The organism is Streptomyces sp. YJ-C3, assembly GCF_053891275.1.
Genome location: NZ_CM132685.1, coordinates 5,039,083 through 5,055,839 on the forward strand (window position 1 = coordinate 5,039,083; position 16,757 = coordinate 5,055,839).

Here is a 16,757-nt window from a genome sequence, read left to right on the forward strand (position 1 = left end):
CGGGTGGCGGCGAGATCGCCGCCACCCGCCGGTTCAGCCGCGCTTCGGCGGCCGGGGGAAGAAGCCGCTGGTACGCGCGACGTACTCGGCGTATCCCGGCCGCTGCGCCATGTGCCGCTCCAGCAGGGCCTTCCCGCTCCCGTTGATCAGCAGGAAGCTCATCGTCAGGGGCGAGACGAGGGCGAGGAGCGCGGGCCAGGGGCCGGCCTCGCAGGCCACGAGGAACAGGCCCCACCAGACGCAGAAGTCACCGAAGTAGTTCGGGTGCCTGGTCCAGCTCCACAGACCCCGGTCCATGATCTTTCCGCGGTTCCCGGGATCGGCCTTGAACCGCGCCAGTTGGTGATCCCCGACGGCCTCGAAGGACAGACCGACGGCCCACACGACCGCTCCGACGACCGTGAGCGGCGACAGGTCCGACCGCGCGTACGACGCGATCTGGACCGGCAGCGACACCAGCAGGATCAGCGCGCCCTGCAGGAGGTACACCATGCGCAGGGCGTACAGGTCGCGTCGGCCGGGCGCCTTCGCCAGCATCTGTTCGTAGCGGGGGTCCTCACCGTGTCCGCGGGAGCGCCGCGCGATGTGCAGGGCGAGACGCAGCCCCCAGACCGCGGTGAGCAACAGCACGAGGATCCGCCGGACCAGATCGCCGTGGCCCGCGGAAAGGCCGAACGTCGTGGCGGCCACGGCGGCGAAACCGATCCCCCAGGCCACGTCGACGCCGCGGTGGCGGCCCGTGCGGAGGCCGACGGCGAACGCGGCCAGGACCACGACCAGGGCCGCGGCCGCCGACCCGCCGACGTTCACGGCGAAGGCCGCCCACGGGAAGCCGTTCACGACCTGTCCCCCGCCGGGCCGTCAGGGCGTACGGACAGGATCTGGTCGACGCCCATCCGGCCTTCCTCGAAGGCGAGTCCGCCGCCGACGAGATACAGGCGCCACACCCGGGCCCCCTCCTCGCCGATCAGGCGCACGGCCTCGTCCCAGCCGTCCTCCAGCGTCTTCAGCCAGGCGGCGACGGTGTGGACGTAGTGCTCGCGCATCGCCTCGACCCCCACCACCTCCAGGCCGGCCTCCTCGACGAGCGTCACGGTCTCCCCCAGCGGCCGCATGTGCATGTCGGGCGCGATGAACGCCTCGATGAACGCGCCGCCGCCGGGGGCGTGGTGACCGCGCGACATCTGCTGGATCAGGACCCGCCCGCCGGGCCTGACGCGGTCGTGCATCAGCCGGGCGAAGGCGGGGTACTCCGCGTCGCCGACGTGTTCCCCCATCTCGACGCTGACGGCCGCGTCGTACCGGTCACCGGCGGACTCCCGGTAGTCCTGGCAGCGCACCTCGACCCGGTCCTCCAGACCGCGTTCCCGTGCCTGTTCCCGGACGTGGGCGGCCTGTTCGGCGGCGAGCGTGACCGCGGTGACGCGGACACCGTGCTGCTCGGCGGCGTACAGCGTGAGCGAGCCCCAGCCGCAGCCGACGTCGAGGAGCCGGTCGCCCGGCCCCAACCGGAGCTTGCTGCAGATGAGTTCCAGCTTGGCGCGCTGTGCCTGCTCCAAGGTGGCCTCGGCCGGACGGTCGGGCCACAGGGCGCACGAGTAGGCCATCGTGTCGTCCATCAGGAACCGGTAGAAGGCGTTCGACAGGTCGTAGTGGTGACTGATCGCGGCGCGGTCCCTGGCCCGGCTGTGCAGCGTGCCGCGCAGCCGGGACTGGGACGCCGGGGGCGCGGGCGGCGGGCCGAAGGCGCCGAGGCGGGCCAGGGTGCGCACCGCGCGGGCCCGGTCGGCCGCGGAGATCCGGGGTGCGTGCAGTGCCTGCTCGCGGGCGGCCCGCCACATGACGCGCAGGGACTCGCCGAGGTCGCCGTCGACGTCGATCTCACCGGTGACGTACGCCTGGGCCAGGCCGAGCTCGCCGGGATGCCACAGCAGGCGGCGCAGGGCCCGGCGGTGGCGGACGACGACCGCCGCGGCGTCCGGCGGGCCCGCCTCGCTGCCGTCCCAGGTACGCAGGCGCAGCGGCAGCGGCCCGCCGAGGGCGTCCTCGGCGAGTGCGGCGAGCCGCTGCGCGGCTCCCTTGCGGGCGGTGCCGGAAGTGCTCATCGGCGGGTGGGCTCCTTCGTGAACAGGTACTGCTGGACATCGAGGTAGCGGGCGCGGAACCCGGCCTCGGAGTAGGCGAGATAGAAGGTCCACATGCGGCGGAACGTCTCGTCGAAGCCGAGTGCCTCGACCTCGTCCGCCCGCTCGGTGAACCGCTCGCGCCACAGCCGCAGGGTCTCCGCGTAGTGCGGTGCGAGGGCGTCCCTGCGGTCGGTGCGCAGGTGCGTGTGCTCGCGGGTGACGCTGTCGATGACCTCGACGGACGGCAGCAGTCCGCCGGGGAAGATGTACTTCTGGATCCAGGTGTAGGTGTGGCGGCTGGCCACCATCCGGTCGTGCGGCATGGTGATGGCCTGCACGACGGCCCGGCCGCCGGGGACGAGCCGCTCGTCGAGGGTGCGGAAGTATCCGATCCAGAACTCCTCGCCGACCGCCTCGATCATCTCGACGCTGATGACGGCGTCGTACGTGCCCTCGCTCGCCCGGTAGTCGCGCAGCTCGATGTCGACCTGGTCCGCGTATCCCGCTTCCTCGACCCGTGCCATGGCGAGGTCGCGCTGTTCGCTGGAGAGGGTCAGTGACGTGACGTGGGCGCCGCGCGCCGCGGCCCGCAGGGCCAGTTCGCCCCAGCCGGTGCCGATCTCCAGGACCCTGGTCCCGGCGCCGACGCCGGCCAGATCGAGCAGCCGGTCGATCTTGCGGTGCTGGGCCGCCTCCAGCACGGACCAGTCCGCGGGAAAGCCGCGGAAGAGTGCGGCGGAGTACGTCAGGGTGTCGTCCAGGAACAGCGCGAACAGTTCGTTGGACAGGTCGTAGTGGTGGCTGATGTTCGCGCGCGACCCGTCCGGGGTGTTGCGTTGCGCGGCGGGCTGCCGCTGGGCCCACAGGTCGCGGAGCTTCTGCAGCGGTGCGGGGACGAGGGTGGCCGCGTGTTCGGCGAGGACGGTGAGCACGCCGACGAGGTCGTCGGCCTCCCACTCCCCGGCCAGGTACGACTCGCCGAAGCCGATGAGGCCCTGGGCGCCGATGCGGCGGTGGAAGGCTTCCGGGTCGTGCACGACGAGCGCGGGACCGCCCAGGCCCAGGGTGTCCTGGCCCGCGTAACGGACGCGCAGGGGAAGCCGGTTCAGGGCGGAGCGGACGACCGTGCGCGCGACGGCCGTGCGGGCACGGGAGGCGCGGGGCAGCGCCGCGACGTCGGGCCATCGTGCCGCGTCCACGCCGGAGCGGGGCAGCGCCGGGGCCCCGGTGGAGGTGAGTCTCATCGCATGCCTTTCTGGACCTGGTGGCGGGGGCGCGGCCGAATGCGCAGACCCCGCGTCAGGAGACGTATGCCGTGGTACCGGATAGCGGCGGACACCGCGATTGTGGACAGCGGGTACCGCAGGACGGCGCGTGCGACACCCAGTGGTGTCGCGGGCCGTCGTTCACCGCGCACGGTCGCGGTGAAGGGCGGTGCTCCGGCGTGGTCCAGACGCACCGTCAGCCGCAGCGTGTCGCCGGGCGTCGGCAGCCGCATCCGGTAGCGGCCCTCGACGTCGTAGAACGGCGAGACGTAGAACTCCTTGTCCACCTCCGCCTGACCGGCGCGGTCGGGATGCAGCACGTAGCAGTGGCGTTCGCCGTACGTGTTGTGGACCTCGGCGACCACCCAGCGGGCGGTTCCGTCGGGCGCGAGGCACCAGTAGAGGGTGAGCGGGTTGAAGACATGGCCGAGCACGCGCGCGTGAGCGAGCATCACCACGCGGTCCGTGGCGGCCAGGTCGACGCCCTGCGCCGCCAGGAACGTGCCGAGCCGCTCGCGCAGGGTGCCGCCGTCGCCGCCGAAGTGGTCACGGGCGTCGAAGCGGGCGAACCAGCGCAGCGGGTACGCGAGCCGCGGCGGCCGGTCGACGTCGATGAGCCACATGTAGGTGTGGTGGCGCAGGGTGTGGCGCACCGGGCCGGTGCGGACGTGCGCGACGGTGCAGGGGTAGAGCGCGGGGGTGCGGATCACCAGGGCACCCCCAGCGCGGCGGCGGCCTCGACGCCCGCGCGGCACCCGTCCTCGTGGAAGCCCCAGCCGTGGTAGGCGCCCGCGAACGCCGTGACGGGACCGTTCAGTTCGGGGAGCCGGCGCTGCGCGGTGACGGACTCGGGTGTGAAGACGGGGTGCTCGTACACCATGCGTGCCAGCACCCGGGAGGGATCGACCCGGTCCGTCCCGTTCAGGGTCACGAGGAACCGCTCCGGGGCGTCGAGGCGCTGCAGCCGGTTCATGTCGTAGCTGACCCGTACCGCGGCGGAGTCCGTGTCGCACGACGGCATCAGGTAGTTCCACGACGCCTGCGCGCCCGGGCTGCGCGGCAGCACGCCGGGGTCGGTGTGCAGCAGGGTCTCGTTGCGGGAGTAGTGGAAAGCACCCAGGACCTCACGCTCGCGCGGGTCGGCGTCGGCGAGCAGGCGCAGCGCCTGGTCGGGGTGGACCGCGAGGACGACGGCGTCGTACGTCACCGTCCCCAGCCCTTCGGCGGTGATGTCCGCGCCGCCCGCGTGCCGGCGGACCGCGTGCACCGGGGTCGCCGTGTGGACGGCATCGAGGTTCTTCGCGACCCGCTCCACGTAGGTGCGCGAGCCTCCCGTCACGGTGCGCCACACCGGGGATCCGCTGACCGCGAGCATCCCGTGGTGCTCCAGGAAGCGGAACAGGTGGGCCGCCGGGTACTGGTGGGCCGTGCGGGCGTCACAGGACCAGACGCAGGACACCAGCGGCGTCATGAAGTGCGTGACGAAGTAGGGCGAGAAGCGCTCGGCGGCGAGGAACTCCCCCAGCGAGACGGGGAGCCGCCCGTCGTCGGCGCCGGGCGCCGACGAGGCCCTCAGGACCCTGCGCGCCGCCCGGTGGAAGCGCGGCACCTCGCTCAGCATCCGCAGATACGGCGCCCGCAGCACGTTGCGCGGCTGGGCCAGCAGGCCGCGCACGCCCCGGGCCCCGGCGTACTCCAGGCCACAGCCCTCGCAGCGGACGGACATGCTCATCTCGGATTCCTGGGTGGGGACTCCGAGTTCGGAGAAGAGCCGCAGCAGGTTCGGGTACGTGCGGCGGTTGTGCACGATGAACCCGGAGTCGACCCGGTGCAGCCGGCCGTCGGCCGAGACCAGGTCGTGGGTGTGTGCGTGGCCGCCGAGGCGGTCGTCGGCCTCGTACAGGCTCACCTTGTGGGCGCGACTCAGAATGTGCGCCGCCGTCAGCCCGGCCACTCCACTGCCGACGACCGCAATGCGCCGCCCCGTCCCGTCGGGCATCGTGCTCCTCTCACCCGGCCCCCGTTCGGGCCTCTCACCTGTGATCCGGAGCGGACGCCCTCATGGATTGCCCCGGCATGGTCAACATCTCTTCTTTTCAGCACAGCAGGACGGATGCACAGGTCATCGGCCAGGTGGGCGTACGAGGAGAGGGGGCAGGAGCGCGTGCGGCGCGGCGCGGCGCGGATCGCACCCGCGGGGGTTAATCCGTAGGCGTGAACGACCAATCCGAGCGGGCGACGGGGACGGATTCCTGAGCATGGACGACGCAACGCAGCAGCCGCCTCGCGGCATCAAACGTCTGTCGCTGGGCGCACTGAGCGGCCTGCTCGCCGGTTATGCGGCGATCGCCGTCGCCGAGTTGGTCGCCGCGGCGGTCAGGCCCGAATCGGGGCCGGTCGTCGCGGTCGGCGGCGCGGCGATCGACCGCACTCCGCCCGCGGTCAAGGACTGGGCGATCCGCCAGTTCGGCACGAACGACAAACTCGTGCTGCAGCTCGGCATCCTCGCCGTGCTGACCGTGCTGGCCCTCGCGCTGGGCATGCTGGCCACCCGATGGCGGCTGCTCGGTTCGCTCGGGGTGCTGGCGTTCGGTGTCGTCGGCGCGCTGGCGGCGGTGAGCCGGCCGGACTCGACGAGCTTCACCGACGCTCTGCCGTCCGTCGTCGGTGCCGTGGCCGGCGCCGCGCTCCTGTACTGGCTGACCGGACGCCTCGGTCCGGTAGGCGGCGCCGCCGGGGCCCCCGCGCGCGAGGACCGCGACGACAACGCTCCTGAGGGCGATCCCGGCGCCGACGGGTCGGGCTGGGACCGGCGGGGCTTCATCATCGCCGCCACGGCCGCCGCCGCCGCGTCGACCGGCGCGGGGTTCGCCGGCCGGGCCCTGAGCGGTTCCCGGGGGCAGGGCGCGGTCGCTTCGCGCAAGGGTGTCGTGCTGCCCGCTCCGGCGTCGACGGCCGCGCCCGTCCCCCGCGGCGCCGCGCTGCGGATCGACGGGATCAGCCCGTTCATGACCCCGAACGGCGACTTCTACCGGGTCGACACCGCCCTGACCGTGCCGAAGGTCGACGCCACCAGCTGGCGGCTGCGCATCCACGGCAAGGGCGTCGAGCGGGAACTGACCCTGTCGTTCGACGACCTTCTGAAGATGCCGCTCGTCGAGCGGAACATCACGTTGACCTGTGTCTCCAACGAGGTGGGCGGCCCGTACGTCGGCAATGCCCGCTGGATCGGCGTCCGGCTGGCCGACCTGCTGGAGCGGTGCGGGGTGAAACCGCCGTCCAAGGGCGGGCCCGCCGACCAGCTGGTGGCCCGCTCGGTGGACGGCATGACGATCGGCAGCCCCGTCGAGGACGTGATGGACGGCCGGGACGCGCTGCTCGCCGTCGGGATGAACGGGCAGCCGCTGCCGTTCGAGCACGGCTTTCCGGTGCGGATGGTCGTACCCGGCCTGTACGGATATGTGTCGGCCTGCAAGTGGATCCAGGACATCGAGCTGACGACGTTCGACGACTACGACTCGTACTGGGTCAAGCGGGACTGGGCGCAGCGCGCCCCCATCAAGACCGAGTCGCGGATCGACACGCCGAAGCCGTTCGGCCGCCCGAAGGCCGGGAACGTCATGGTGGCCGGGGTCGCCTGGGCGCAGCACCGCGGCATCGACAAGGTCGAGGTCCGCGTGGACGACGGCCCCTGGGAGGAGGCCCGCCTCGCCGCCGAGGACACCCGGGACACCTGGCGTCAGTGGTCGTACGCCTGGCAGGCCACGAAGGGCGGCCACACGCTGACCGTACGGGCCACCGACCGCACCGGCGAGACCCAGACGGAGAAGCGCACCCCGCCGATCCCCGACGGAGCCTCGGGGTGGCATTCCGTGGTGGTCACCGTCGACTGAACCCGGCGACTCCCGGAACCGCGCTCGGGGCGGGCACAGCGGCTGCTGTGCCCGCCCCGACGGGGATGCGGCCCGCTCGCGCGGGTCAGCTCTTGGGCATGAGGACGGTGTCGATGATGTAGACGTTGGCGTTGGCGGTCTTCACGTTGCCGCAGACCACGTTCGCACTGTCGTTGACCTTGTACTTCTCGCCGGAACCGGACGTGGTGAGCATGCTGCCCTCCAGCGTCTTGAAGTTGCCGTCCGAGAGCTTGTCCGGCGTGACCTTCTCGCCCACCACGTGGTACGTGAGGATCTTGGTGAGCTGGGCCTTGTCGTTGAGGACCTTGTCCAGGTCGGCCTTCGGGATCTTGGCGAACGCCTCATTGGTCGGGGCGAACACCGTGATGTCCTTGGCGTTGTTCAGCGTGTCGACCAGGCCCGCCTTCTTCACCGCCGTGACCAGGGTGGACAGGTCGGGGTTGTGGGACGCGGCCGTCGCCACCGGATCCTTCGCCATGCCGTCGAAGGAGCCCGCGCCGTCCTTGGGCACGGACGAGCAGGCCGGACCGAACGGCCCGTCCATGTCGTCGGCCGAGGCCATCGGCGCCAGCGCCAGCATGGAGAACGGCAGAGCGAGCGCCGCCGCCCCCACCATGAGCCGGGTGCTTGCACGGTGAGCGGTCATGATCAACCCTCCTCGTCGGCGGGCACCATTGCCCACCGGTCCCCGAGCGGGTGCGGACCGCCTGGGTCGGCAGTTCTCTGCGCACCCTCACATGGGGAATACGTCGCGACCCTTTGCGCGGATTGCCCCGATTCAAGAAATTTGCCCCCGCTTCTTCGCACGCTTCGGTGCACACCCGTTCGCCGGACACCTCGCGACGGCTGATCCAGCGCCGATGACCAGGGGAATCACGGCCGATCGTCACTCATCCGGGGGACACACCAATCCGCGTACCGATCAGTTCCGGATTCCCCGCGATGAAGGCAGATCGCCTTTGTGAGCCACCTAGTTGAGGAGTTGCCATGCGGAACCGAATCCGTCGCATCGCCGTCGCCGCCACCGTCAGCGCCGTCCTGCCGCTGGCCCTGACCGCCTGCTCCGACAGCGACTCCAAGGACAAGGCCTCCGACACCGCGTCCTCGGCCGCCTCCAAGGGCTCCGACATGGCCAGCCCCTCCGACGACACGAACGCGATGAGCGAGCCCTTCGGCCCCGCGTGTTCCTCCGTGCCCAAGGACGGCGCGGGCTCCTTCGACGGCATGGCCAAGGACCCCGTCGCCACCGCCGCGTCCAACAACCCGGCGCTGTCGACCCTCGTCACCGCGGTGAAGAAGGCCGGCCTCGTCGACACCCTGAACAACGCCAAGAACATCACCGTCTTCGCGCCCACCAACGACGCCTTCGCCAAGATCCCCAAGGCCGACCTGGACAAGGTCCTCAACGACAAGGCCCAGCTCACCAAGATCCTCACCTACCACGTCGTCGGCCAGAAGCTCGCCCCCAAGGACCTCGAGAACGGCTCCTTCGACACCCTCGAGAAGTCCAAGCTCACCACCGCCGGCTCCGGCGAGAACTACAAGGTCAACGACACCGCCAACGTCGTCTGCGGCAACGTCAAGACCGCCAACGCCAACGTCTACATCATCGACACCGTCCTCATGCCCAAGAGCTGACACCGCACCACGGCACGACGGGAGGAGGCCGGACGCCACCGAGGACGTCCGGCCTCCCGCCGTTTCCGTGCAGGTCACGTCCTGCGCTACGCCGTGCCCCGGGACGCGCCCCGCTCGAGGACGGCGTACGCGAGCACGGCGACGACCAGCCCGGTGACCGCGTCGGAGAGCTGCGGGGCGAACCAGTGGGCCGCTCCCGCGCCCGCCGCTCCGATCGCCCACGCCCCGAAGGCCGTGGGACGGATCGCCACCGTGGGCCGGGCGTCCATCGCGCGGCGGCCGCCCCGGGCGAAGAACTGGTCGGCGATCAGCACACCGCCGAGCGGCGGGACGAAGACACTGAGGATGACCAGCCAGTCCAGGAAGTGATTCCAGACTCCGGCGAGCGCCGCCGCCGTCCCGATGAGACCGAGCACGATCGTCATCAGCCGCATGGTCCGGCCCGTCAGATGGGACCAGCCCAGGGCGCCGTTGTAGAGGCAATGGCTGCACACGGAGCCGAGGTTGACGAAGACGAAGACGGCGGCCAGGACGTTCAGGACCCCGGAGTTCTCGCCCGTGAGGATCGGCAGGAAGTCGCCGCCCGTGACGGCCGGTGCGGCGATGGCACCCGCCGCGACCACCAGGCCGCCGGTGACCTGGGCGACCACGCTGGCGACCGGGAACGCGCTGATGGTCGCGAGCACCGCCTGGCGGCCGTTCCTGGACCAGCGGGTGAAGTCGGCGGTCATGGTGCCGGAGTCGGCGAACGTCGCCATGACCAGGGAGACCGCGGCTCCGAAGGTGAGCGTGGCGTCACCGCCCACGCCTTCGTAGGAGAAGACGGCGCCGAGGTCGTGGTCCTTCGCCACGATCACCAGGGCGGCGACGCCCGCGACGATGAACAGCGGCGCGGCGACCGCGCCCAGCCAGGACAGTGCCCTGATCCCGAGATAGGTCAGGGCTATGAAGCCCAACCCGGCCAGGACGGCGACGAGTTGCTCGTGCCAGCCGAAGGCCTGGTGCAGGGTCGCGCCGGTGGCGCCGGTGTTGAACGCGAACCAGCCGACCACGATGGTGGCGAGGAACGCGGAGGCGACGACGTAGCCGGTGCGGCCGAAGGTGCGCGTGGCCTGGAGGGAGAAGCTCTCGCCGGTGGAACCGGCGCGGTGACTGAGGATCCCCACGTACAGGAGCATGACGAGGTTGGCCGCGGCGATCGCGGCGAGCCCCCGCCAGAAGCCCAGCATGGCGACGACCACGCCGCCGGGGACGGCGTTGGTCAGGATCATCGGGAATCCGAACCAGACGGCCGAGACCGTCAGCAGCGACTTGCGGCTCTCCGCCGGGACCGGGCTGTGCTCGTACTCGGGGTCGAGCTCCCGGGCCGTGGCAGGATCCGGCTGCGCGGCGGTGTGTGGAGTGTTCATCGTGTGGTGTGGGCTTCCGGGTGGGCGCTCGCGCGCGTCAGGCGGGAGAGTCGGTGAACGCGTCCGCGAGGGCGGTGGCCGCCTTCGTGAAGGCCTCGGCGGGCGGGTGGGTGATGCCGGCGCCGATCATGCCGATGCCGGCTTCCTTGTGGGCGATGGCCGTGTTGATGACCGGCAGGATCCCGGTGTCGAGGACCTTGCGGACGTCGATGCCCGTGGGCAGGCCCTGGAAGTCGAGGGACGGGATGGTCACGTTCGTGTTCTGCGTCGTGGTGATCTCGCCCATGTCGCGGGTGTACCCCAGGGCCTCCTGCACGGTGCCGCCGACCAGGGCGACGATGGCGGGGGCCGCCGACATGGCGAAGCCGCCGAAGCCGTACGTCTCGGTGATCGCGCTGTCGCCGATGTCGAGGCCGGAGTCCTCCGGCTTGAACCCGGCGAACATCGGGCCGACGACCTGCTGGGCGGGGCCGGTGAACCACTGTCCCGGCAGCCCGCTCACGCGGATGCCGAACTCGACGCCGTTGCGGGCCATCGCGGTGACGACCGTGGAGTGCTCGATGCCGTGCGCGGCGTCGAGGGCGGCCTTCGCCATGACCATCCAGGTCGGGCCGGAGAAGTAGTCCGAGCTGGCGATGAAGTCGAGGACCTCCTTCTTCTGCTCCGTGGTGAACGACGTCTGGAGCAGGGAGGCGCTCAGCGCCTGGGCGAGCAGCAGCGTGCCCGCGTTGTTGCGGTTGTGGCACTCGTCGCCCATGTGCAGGGCCTGCGAGAGCATCAGGCGCAGGTCGATCGGGCCGCCGATCTCCATGGCCTCCTTGAGCATGGGGCCGAGGACGTCGCGCATCCAGTTCAGGCGGGTGATGACGCTGTCGTCGTTGGCGCCCATCCGCAGGATCTTGGCCATCTGCTCGGACAGGTTGGTGAAGGCGACGTTGCCGTGCGTCGCGTTCCTGACGATGTGCATGTACATCGACGCGGAGGTCACACCGGCCATCGAGCCGACGCAGTCGGCCTCGTGGCAGGGCTTGAAGGTGATGGCGCCGGAGGCGGCCAGCTCGGCGGCCTCGTCGAGGTTCTCGGCGAGGCCCTCGAAGACGAGGGCGCCGGTGACCGCGCCCTTCATGGCGCCGGCCATCCGCTCCCAGGTGATGGGCGGCCCGGAGTGCAGGATGGTGGTCGGCGTCATGCCCGGTACGACGTCGAGGGCTCGGCCGTAGCCGGTCAGCATCGGGCGGGCGGCGGTGATCCGTTCCACGGCCTGCGCGTTGGCGGCCTCGATGCGGGCGGCGAGGGCGGGCGCGTCGAGGGCGTCGAGGGCGCGGACGGCCTCGGGGCTGCCGCCGCCGGGCGGCGTCCAGTCCAGGGTGGTGACCTGCGCGCCCTGGGCGGCGATGTCGGCGTCGAACATGGCGAGTCCGACGTTGACCACGTTCAGGTCGCTGCCGAAGAGGGCGCCTGCGGGGGTGGTTGCTTCGGGGGTGCTCATGACTACTTGGCCTTCCGGGCGATCTCGCGGGCGAACCGGCCCGTCTCGGTGCTGCTGCGGGTGACGGTGACTCCGGCGGCCCGCAGAGCCGCGCTCTGGTCGGCGACGGAGGGGGTGTCCAGGTCGGTGCCGAGGACGTACGCGACGATCTCCAGGTGGCGGCCGGCCTCGGCGGCGATCCGCTGCGCCTCTTCGATGGCGGGCAGGGTGGTGCCGACCGGGTCCTCATGGGCGCCGAAGCCGAGCACGAAGTCCATGACGATCGCGGCGACCTCGGGGTCACCGGCCTCCTGGACGAGCCGCTCGAGGCGCAGCGCCGGGTCGATCATCGGGTGGGGGCGGCCGTTGGTGAAGTCGTCGTCGCCGAAGTCGAGGAAGGTGTGGCCGGTGCTGGGGCCGGCGGCGGTCAGCCGGCGGGCCGGGTCCTTCTGGATGTTGCTGAAGATCTCGACGCCCGCGTCCTGGACCGCGTACATCGTCTCGTCGCAGAGCGTGCCGCCGCAGAAGAGGCCTCGGACGTAGCGCTGGCCCGGCGCGAGGCGGTCCGTCACCTCCGCCGCTGCGGCCTCGGCGTCGAACTCCTCGGTGGCGGGCTGCTCGACGTCGGCGAGCCGGACGGCTTGGCGGGCCGCGTCGAGGCTGCTGCCGGCGAAGTGCCCGCCGGCGGCCTCGACCGCGTCCTGGGAGCCGCCGATGAAGTAGACGACGACGGGCTTGCCCGCGGCGGCGACCTCGGCGAGGACCTTCTTCTCCACCGACGGCGCCGGGGGCTTGGAGACGAGGACGATGACGTCGGTGGCCGGGTCGGCGGCGAGGGCGCGGATGCCGTCGGTCATCATGATGCCGCCGACCTCCTCGCTCAGGTCGCGGCCGCCGGTGCCGATGAGCTGCGAGATGCCGCCGCCGAGGGCGTGGACCCGGACGCTGACCTCCTGCGAGCCGGTGCCGGAGGCGGCGACGAGACCGATGCTGCCGGGCCGCACCTTGTTGCCGAAGCACAGGGCGACGTTGTTGATGATGGCGGTGCCGCAGTCCGGGCCCATCATGAACAGGCCCTTTTCGTGGGCGAGTTGCTTGAGGGCGACCTCGTCCTCGACGGGCACGTTGTCGCTGAACAGCATCACGTGCAGGCCGCTTTCGAGGGCCTTGCGGGCCTCGCGTGCGGCGTAGGCGCCGTTGACCGCGATGACGGCGAGGTTCGCGCCTTCGATGGCCTCGGCGGCGCCGGTGACGGTCCGGTGGGTGACCGCGCCGGCCTGTGCGGAGGCGGGCGCCTTGCGCTGGAGCAGGTCCTCGACCTGCTCCAGCAGGGCCTGGGCGTCGGCGTCCTCGGCGGTGACGAGGACGATCATCAGGTCCCCGTTGCCCGCCGCGCGCAGCTCGTCGGTGAGCAGGCCGAGGTTGTCCAGGACCCCCTTGTTCATCTCGGTGCCCATGGCGGTGAACGCCTGGTCCACCCCGTCCAGGCCGTTGGCCCTGGTCGAGACGGACATCAGGGACACGGAGTCGTAGTACGTGTTCTTCCGTACGACTGCTGTGGTGCTCACAGCGAACCTCGCAGTTCTTCTTCCAGGTGGAGCCCGGCCGCCAGGCCGGACAGGGTGTCGCTGCCCGAGGTGTGGCCGATGGCCAGCACCGCGTGGACAGGAACGTGCAGTGCCCGCGGCGACCGGCTCTCGTCGGCCAACTGCCGCAGTACGTCGATGAGTTCGGACCGGACACGACCGCTCGCGGCCTCCGCAAGCGTCGCGAGGGAGAGGTCCGTGGTGCGTCCGGGGTGCTCGTCCAGGGTGTCCCGGAGGGCCGGGAGGAGGGGGGCGAGCCCGCTGCCGGGGAGCGCGGCCAGCAGGGCAAGGCCGGTGAGGAAGTCGTCCCCGGCCGGGGTGAGTCCGGGGCCGAGGCCCAGCAGGGCGAGGATGCCGCGGCGGATCGCGGCGTCGTTCCTGTCGCGCAGGGCTGCGACGAGTGCGGTGCGTCCCTCGTCGAGCGCGGCCGCGACGGCGGCTTCCATGGGGCCGGCGCCCGGGACCGGGCCGAGCATGCCGCCGCGGGGGCCGTGCATCCGGTTCAGGTCGTCGAGGCGGGCGGCGGCGGCCGCGAACCCGCCCGGGGAGAGATGGGCGAGGGAGGGTGCGACGGGTCGCCAGGCGCGGGCGCCCGCGGGCGTCAGGCGCAGAGGGTGGCGCGGGATGTCGAGTTCGAGGCACTGGTCCGTGAACGTCACGCCGTGGCCCGGCACGAGGCCCTGTCCCGCCCAGTTCGCCACGTCCACGACGAGCGCTCTGGGGGCATCGGCCGCGTCCCGTGATGTGAGCGCGATCAGTTCGCCGCGCGGGGTGAGCACGTTGACGACGCGGGTGAAGACGGAGTGGACGGTGCCCCGGCCGGCGAGGGCGGTCAGCCGGTCGAGGAGTTCCGCGTCCCCCGAGAGCACGCGCACCTCGCGCGGCGGGACGAGCTCGCCGTGGACCATCCCGCGCCCCTTTCCGCGTCCCGCGCACGCACCGACGGACGACCGATCGGCTCGCCCACATTGGTATACCATTCAGCCTCTCGTAAGCGAACACAAGTACCAGCAAGGGACCTACGCATGCGCATCGTCGTCGCCCTCGGAGGAAACGCTCTCGCTCGGCGCGGGGAGCCCATGACCGCGGACCACCTGCGCGCCAACGTCCGCTGCGCATGCCAGGCGCTGGCCGGGCTGGCCCGTGAGCACGAGGTCGTCATCACGCACGGCAACGGTCCCCAGGTCGGCCTGCTCGCCCTGCAGAACCTGGCCTACCAGGACGTGGCGGCGTACCCGCTGGACATCCTCGGCGCGGAGACGCAGGGCATGATCGGCTACGTCATCCAGCAGGAGCTCTCGAACGCGCTGGTCGGCGAACGCGAGGTGGCGGCCGTCATCACCACGACCGAGGTCGACGAGGCGGACCCGGCCTTCGAGCGTCCGACCAAGCTGATCGGTCCGACCTACTCGGCGCAGGACGCCGCCGAGGCCGCGGCCGAGTACCGCTGGACGATCGCCCGCGACGGCGGGGCGTTCCGGCGCGTGGTCCCCTCCCCCGAGCCGCTCCGCATCATGCAGGCGCCGCTGGTCAGCAATCTGCTGGACCACGGCACGCTCGTGGTCTGCGTCGGCGGCGGCGGCGTTCCGGTGCGCACCGACGCCAAGGGCCGGCAGATCGGCGTGCAGGCCGTGGTCGACAAGGACGCGGCCAGCGCCGCGCTCGCCGCCGGGCTGAAGGCCGACATGCTGATCATGCTCACCGACGGCGACTTCGTCAGCGAGAACTGGGGCACCCCCGAACAGCGCGACATCCTCACCGCGTCACCGGAGGGTCTCGCCCGGCTGGCGTTCGCCGAGGGCTCGATGAAGCCGAAGGTCGACGCGGCCGTGCGGGTCGCCGAGGCGGGCGGCCGCGCGCTGATCGGCCCCCTGGAGCGCCTGGACGACCTGATGGAGCGGCGGGTCGGCACGGAGATCCGGTCCGACGTGCCGGAGGGCATCGTCTACGTCCAGCAGTGAGGCACGGACGCTACAGGCTATTCGGTATACCAATGGAGAGCCGGTGGCCGTGCTCCGACCGGACGCACCGGCGGGGACACGCGCCCTCCGGGAGAGGAGCAGCACCGTGCCGCGGGAGAACCCGATGGTCGCACCCCCGTCGCCCCCAGCCGTCGGCCGGACGGGGCCGTTCGCCTCGCTCCGTGACAGCCCGGGGTTCCGCGCCCTGTGGGTGTCCAACGTGTTCTTCTTCGGCGGGGCGTGGATCCAGACGATGGTCCTGGGGTGGATCGTCTTCGAGACGACGCGCTCCGAGCTGCTGCTCGCCGTCTTCACCGCGGCGCGCCTCGCGCCCATGCTCCTGGGGCCGTTCGCCGGGGTCCTCTCCGACCGTTACAACCGCGTCCGGCTGCTCACCGTGGCGTGCGTCTGGGCGCTGACCGCGGCGGTCACCGTGTCGGGGCTCGAGTCCCTGACCCAGGTGCCCTACTGGGCCCTGGTGCTGGGCGGTCTCGCCATCGGTCTGGCGCAGTCGCCCTCGCAGCCCTCCCGGTCCGCGCTGGTCCTGCACCTGGTGGGCCGCCGCAATCTGAGCAATGCCAACGCACTGAACGCGATGGCGATGAACATGACGCAGGTCGTCGGACCCGCGCTCGGCGGCGCCATGATCAGCGCGTTCGGTGCCCCGGCCGCCCTGTGGATCTCCAGCGCCTGGTACGCGGTGTCCCTGCTCGCCCTCTGGCCGCTGCGCCATGCGGACCGCGCCGCCCGGCGCGACGCTCCCGCCGAACCGGTGGTCGCCATGCTCGTCACCGGGCTGCGGACGGTCCTGCGCAGCCGGCTGACCGCGGCCGTCCTCGGTGTCACGCTCGCGGCGAACGTCCTGCTGTGGCCGATCCACCAGGCGTTCATGCCGGTCTTCGCCAAGGAGTCGCTCGGGCTGGACGCCGACGGCCTCGGCTGGCTGCTGACCTGCGGCGGCGTCGGCGGACTCGTCGGCTCCCTGGTGATCGCCGCACTCGGCGACTTCCGTTTCAAGGGGGGCCTGTTCGTGTTCGGGACAGCCGGGTGGGCCACCCTGTGGGCGCTGTTCGCCCTGTCGCATCAGGTCGCGGTCTCGTTCGCGCTGATGGCGGGGATCGGTGTCCTGAGCGCCTCGTTCGGCGTGCTGCAGACGACGCTGCTGCTGATGACGACCGAACCGTCGGTCCAGGGCCGCGCGTTGGGCGTCCAGGAACTGGCCATCGGCGTGATGCCCCTGTCGTCGCTGGGGCTCGGCGCGGCGGCGCAGTACGCGGGGGTGGCCACGACCACCTTCCTCAGCGCACTGCTCCTCGTCGCGTTCCTGGCCGTCCTCGCCCTGCGGATGCCGGGCCTCCCGCGCTACGGCGGAAGCGGCGCCTGACACTCC

The 16,757-nt window shown here is 71.7% G+C and carries 14 protein-coding genes; 4 read left to right on the forward strand and 10 right to left on the reverse strand.

From position 1 onward, the window contains the following. Positions 1-33 precede the first annotated feature (33 nt). From ACVHNB_RS22495 to ACVHNB_RS22515, 5 genes are read right to left on the reverse strand one after another with little or no spacing between them, the layout of a single operon-like run. On the reverse strand, positions 34-840 hold the full coding sequence (locus ACVHNB_RS22495) for a DUF1295 domain-containing protein (protein WP_428956912.1): 807 nt from the start codon (positions 838-840) through the stop codon (positions 34-36). Then, a complete protein-coding gene (locus ACVHNB_RS22500; RefSeq protein WP_428956911.1) occupies positions 837-2,105 on the reverse strand; it encodes a class I SAM-dependent methyltransferase in 1,269 nt (422 codons plus the stop codon). Before ACVHNB_RS22500 ends, ACVHNB_RS22495 begins: the two co-directional genes overlap by 4 nt. Continuing rightward, positions 2,102-3,370: a class I SAM-dependent methyltransferase gene (locus ACVHNB_RS22505; protein ID WP_428956910.1), complete on the reverse strand. Its 1,269-nt coding sequence runs from the start codon at positions 3,368-3,370 to the stop codon at positions 2,102-2,104. Before ACVHNB_RS22505 ends, ACVHNB_RS22500 begins: the two co-directional genes overlap by 4 nt. After that, positions 3,367-4,098: a DUF1365 domain-containing protein gene (locus ACVHNB_RS22510; protein ID WP_456228927.1), complete on the reverse strand. Its 732-nt coding sequence runs from the start codon at positions 4,096-4,098 to the stop codon at positions 3,367-3,369. Before ACVHNB_RS22510 ends, ACVHNB_RS22505 begins: the two co-directional genes overlap by 4 nt. Next, a complete protein-coding gene (locus ACVHNB_RS22515) occupies positions 4,098-5,390 on the reverse strand; it encodes an NAD(P)/FAD-dependent oxidoreductase (RefSeq protein WP_428956909.1) in 1,293 nt (430 codons plus the stop codon). Before ACVHNB_RS22515 ends, ACVHNB_RS22510 begins: the two co-directional genes overlap by 1 nt. Before the next feature lie 259 nt (positions 5,391-5,649). Between ACVHNB_RS22515 and ACVHNB_RS22520 the strand changes: the two genes are divergently transcribed. Then, positions 5,650-7,284: a sulfite oxidase gene (locus ACVHNB_RS22520; protein WP_456225709.1), complete on the forward strand. Its 1,635-nt coding sequence runs from the start codon at positions 5,650-5,652 to the stop codon at positions 7,282-7,284. An 85-nt stretch (positions 7,285-7,369) separates the two neighbouring features. Here the strand turns inward: ACVHNB_RS22520 and ACVHNB_RS22525 are convergent, their stop codons facing one another. After that, positions 7,370-7,951, reverse strand: coding sequence for a fasciclin domain-containing protein (locus tag ACVHNB_RS22525; protein ID WP_456225710.1), 582 nt, complete (start codon positions 7,949-7,951; stop codon positions 7,370-7,372). 341 nt (positions 7,952-8,292) lie between these two features. Between ACVHNB_RS22525 and ACVHNB_RS22530 the strand changes: the two genes are divergently transcribed. Beyond that, positions 8,293-8,943 (forward strand): fasciclin domain-containing protein, encoded by a 651-nt coding sequence (locus tag ACVHNB_RS22530; protein WP_428956906.1) that lies wholly within the window; start codon positions 8,293-8,295, stop codon positions 8,941-8,943. Positions 8,944-9,029: 86 nt separating this feature from the next. Here ACVHNB_RS22530 and ACVHNB_RS22535 read toward each other — a convergent pair whose 3' ends face one another. The 4 genes from ACVHNB_RS22535 to ACVHNB_RS22550 are packed head-to-tail and all read right to left on the reverse strand — an operon-like array spanning position 9,030 to position 14,314. Further along, complete coding sequence (locus ACVHNB_RS22535; RefSeq protein WP_428956905.1) at positions 9,030-10,352, reverse strand: cytosine permease; 1,323 nt, start codon at positions 10,350-10,352, stop codon at positions 9,030-9,032. Positions 10,353-10,389: 37 nt separating this feature from the next. Continuing rightward, positions 10,390-11,841, reverse strand: coding sequence for a YlbE family protein (locus ACVHNB_RS22540; protein ID WP_428956904.1), 1,452 nt, complete (start codon positions 11,839-11,841; stop codon positions 10,390-10,392). A gap of 2 nt (positions 11,842-11,843) precedes the next feature. Next, entirely contained in the window at positions 11,844-13,388 is a 1,545-nt protein-coding gene (fdrA, locus tag ACVHNB_RS22545) for an acyl-CoA synthetase FdrA (RefSeq protein ID WP_428956903.1), read from the reverse strand. Then, positions 13,385-14,314: an oxamate carbamoyltransferase subunit AllH family protein gene (locus tag ACVHNB_RS22550; RefSeq protein ID WP_456225711.1), complete on the reverse strand. Its 930-nt coding sequence runs from the start codon at positions 14,312-14,314 to the stop codon at positions 13,385-13,387. The genes fdrA and ACVHNB_RS22550 overlap by 4 nt, the downstream gene beginning before the upstream one ends. Positions 14,315-14,485: 171 nt before the next feature. Between ACVHNB_RS22550 and ACVHNB_RS22555 the strand changes: the two genes are divergently transcribed. Together ACVHNB_RS22555 and ACVHNB_RS22560 are read left to right on the forward strand one after the other, a co-directional pair. Next, positions 14,486-15,367 (forward strand): carbamate kinase, encoded by an 882-nt coding sequence (locus tag ACVHNB_RS22555; RefSeq protein WP_456225712.1) that lies wholly within the window; start codon positions 14,486-14,488, stop codon positions 15,365-15,367. Between the two features lie 106 nt (positions 15,368-15,473). Further along, the gene (locus tag ACVHNB_RS22560) at positions 15,474-16,751 is read left to right on the forward strand and encodes an MFS transporter (RefSeq protein ID WP_428956900.1); all 1,278 of its coding nucleotides are present in this window, start codon (positions 15,474-15,476) and stop codon (positions 16,749-16,751) included. Positions 16,752-16,757 lie beyond the last annotated feature (6 nt).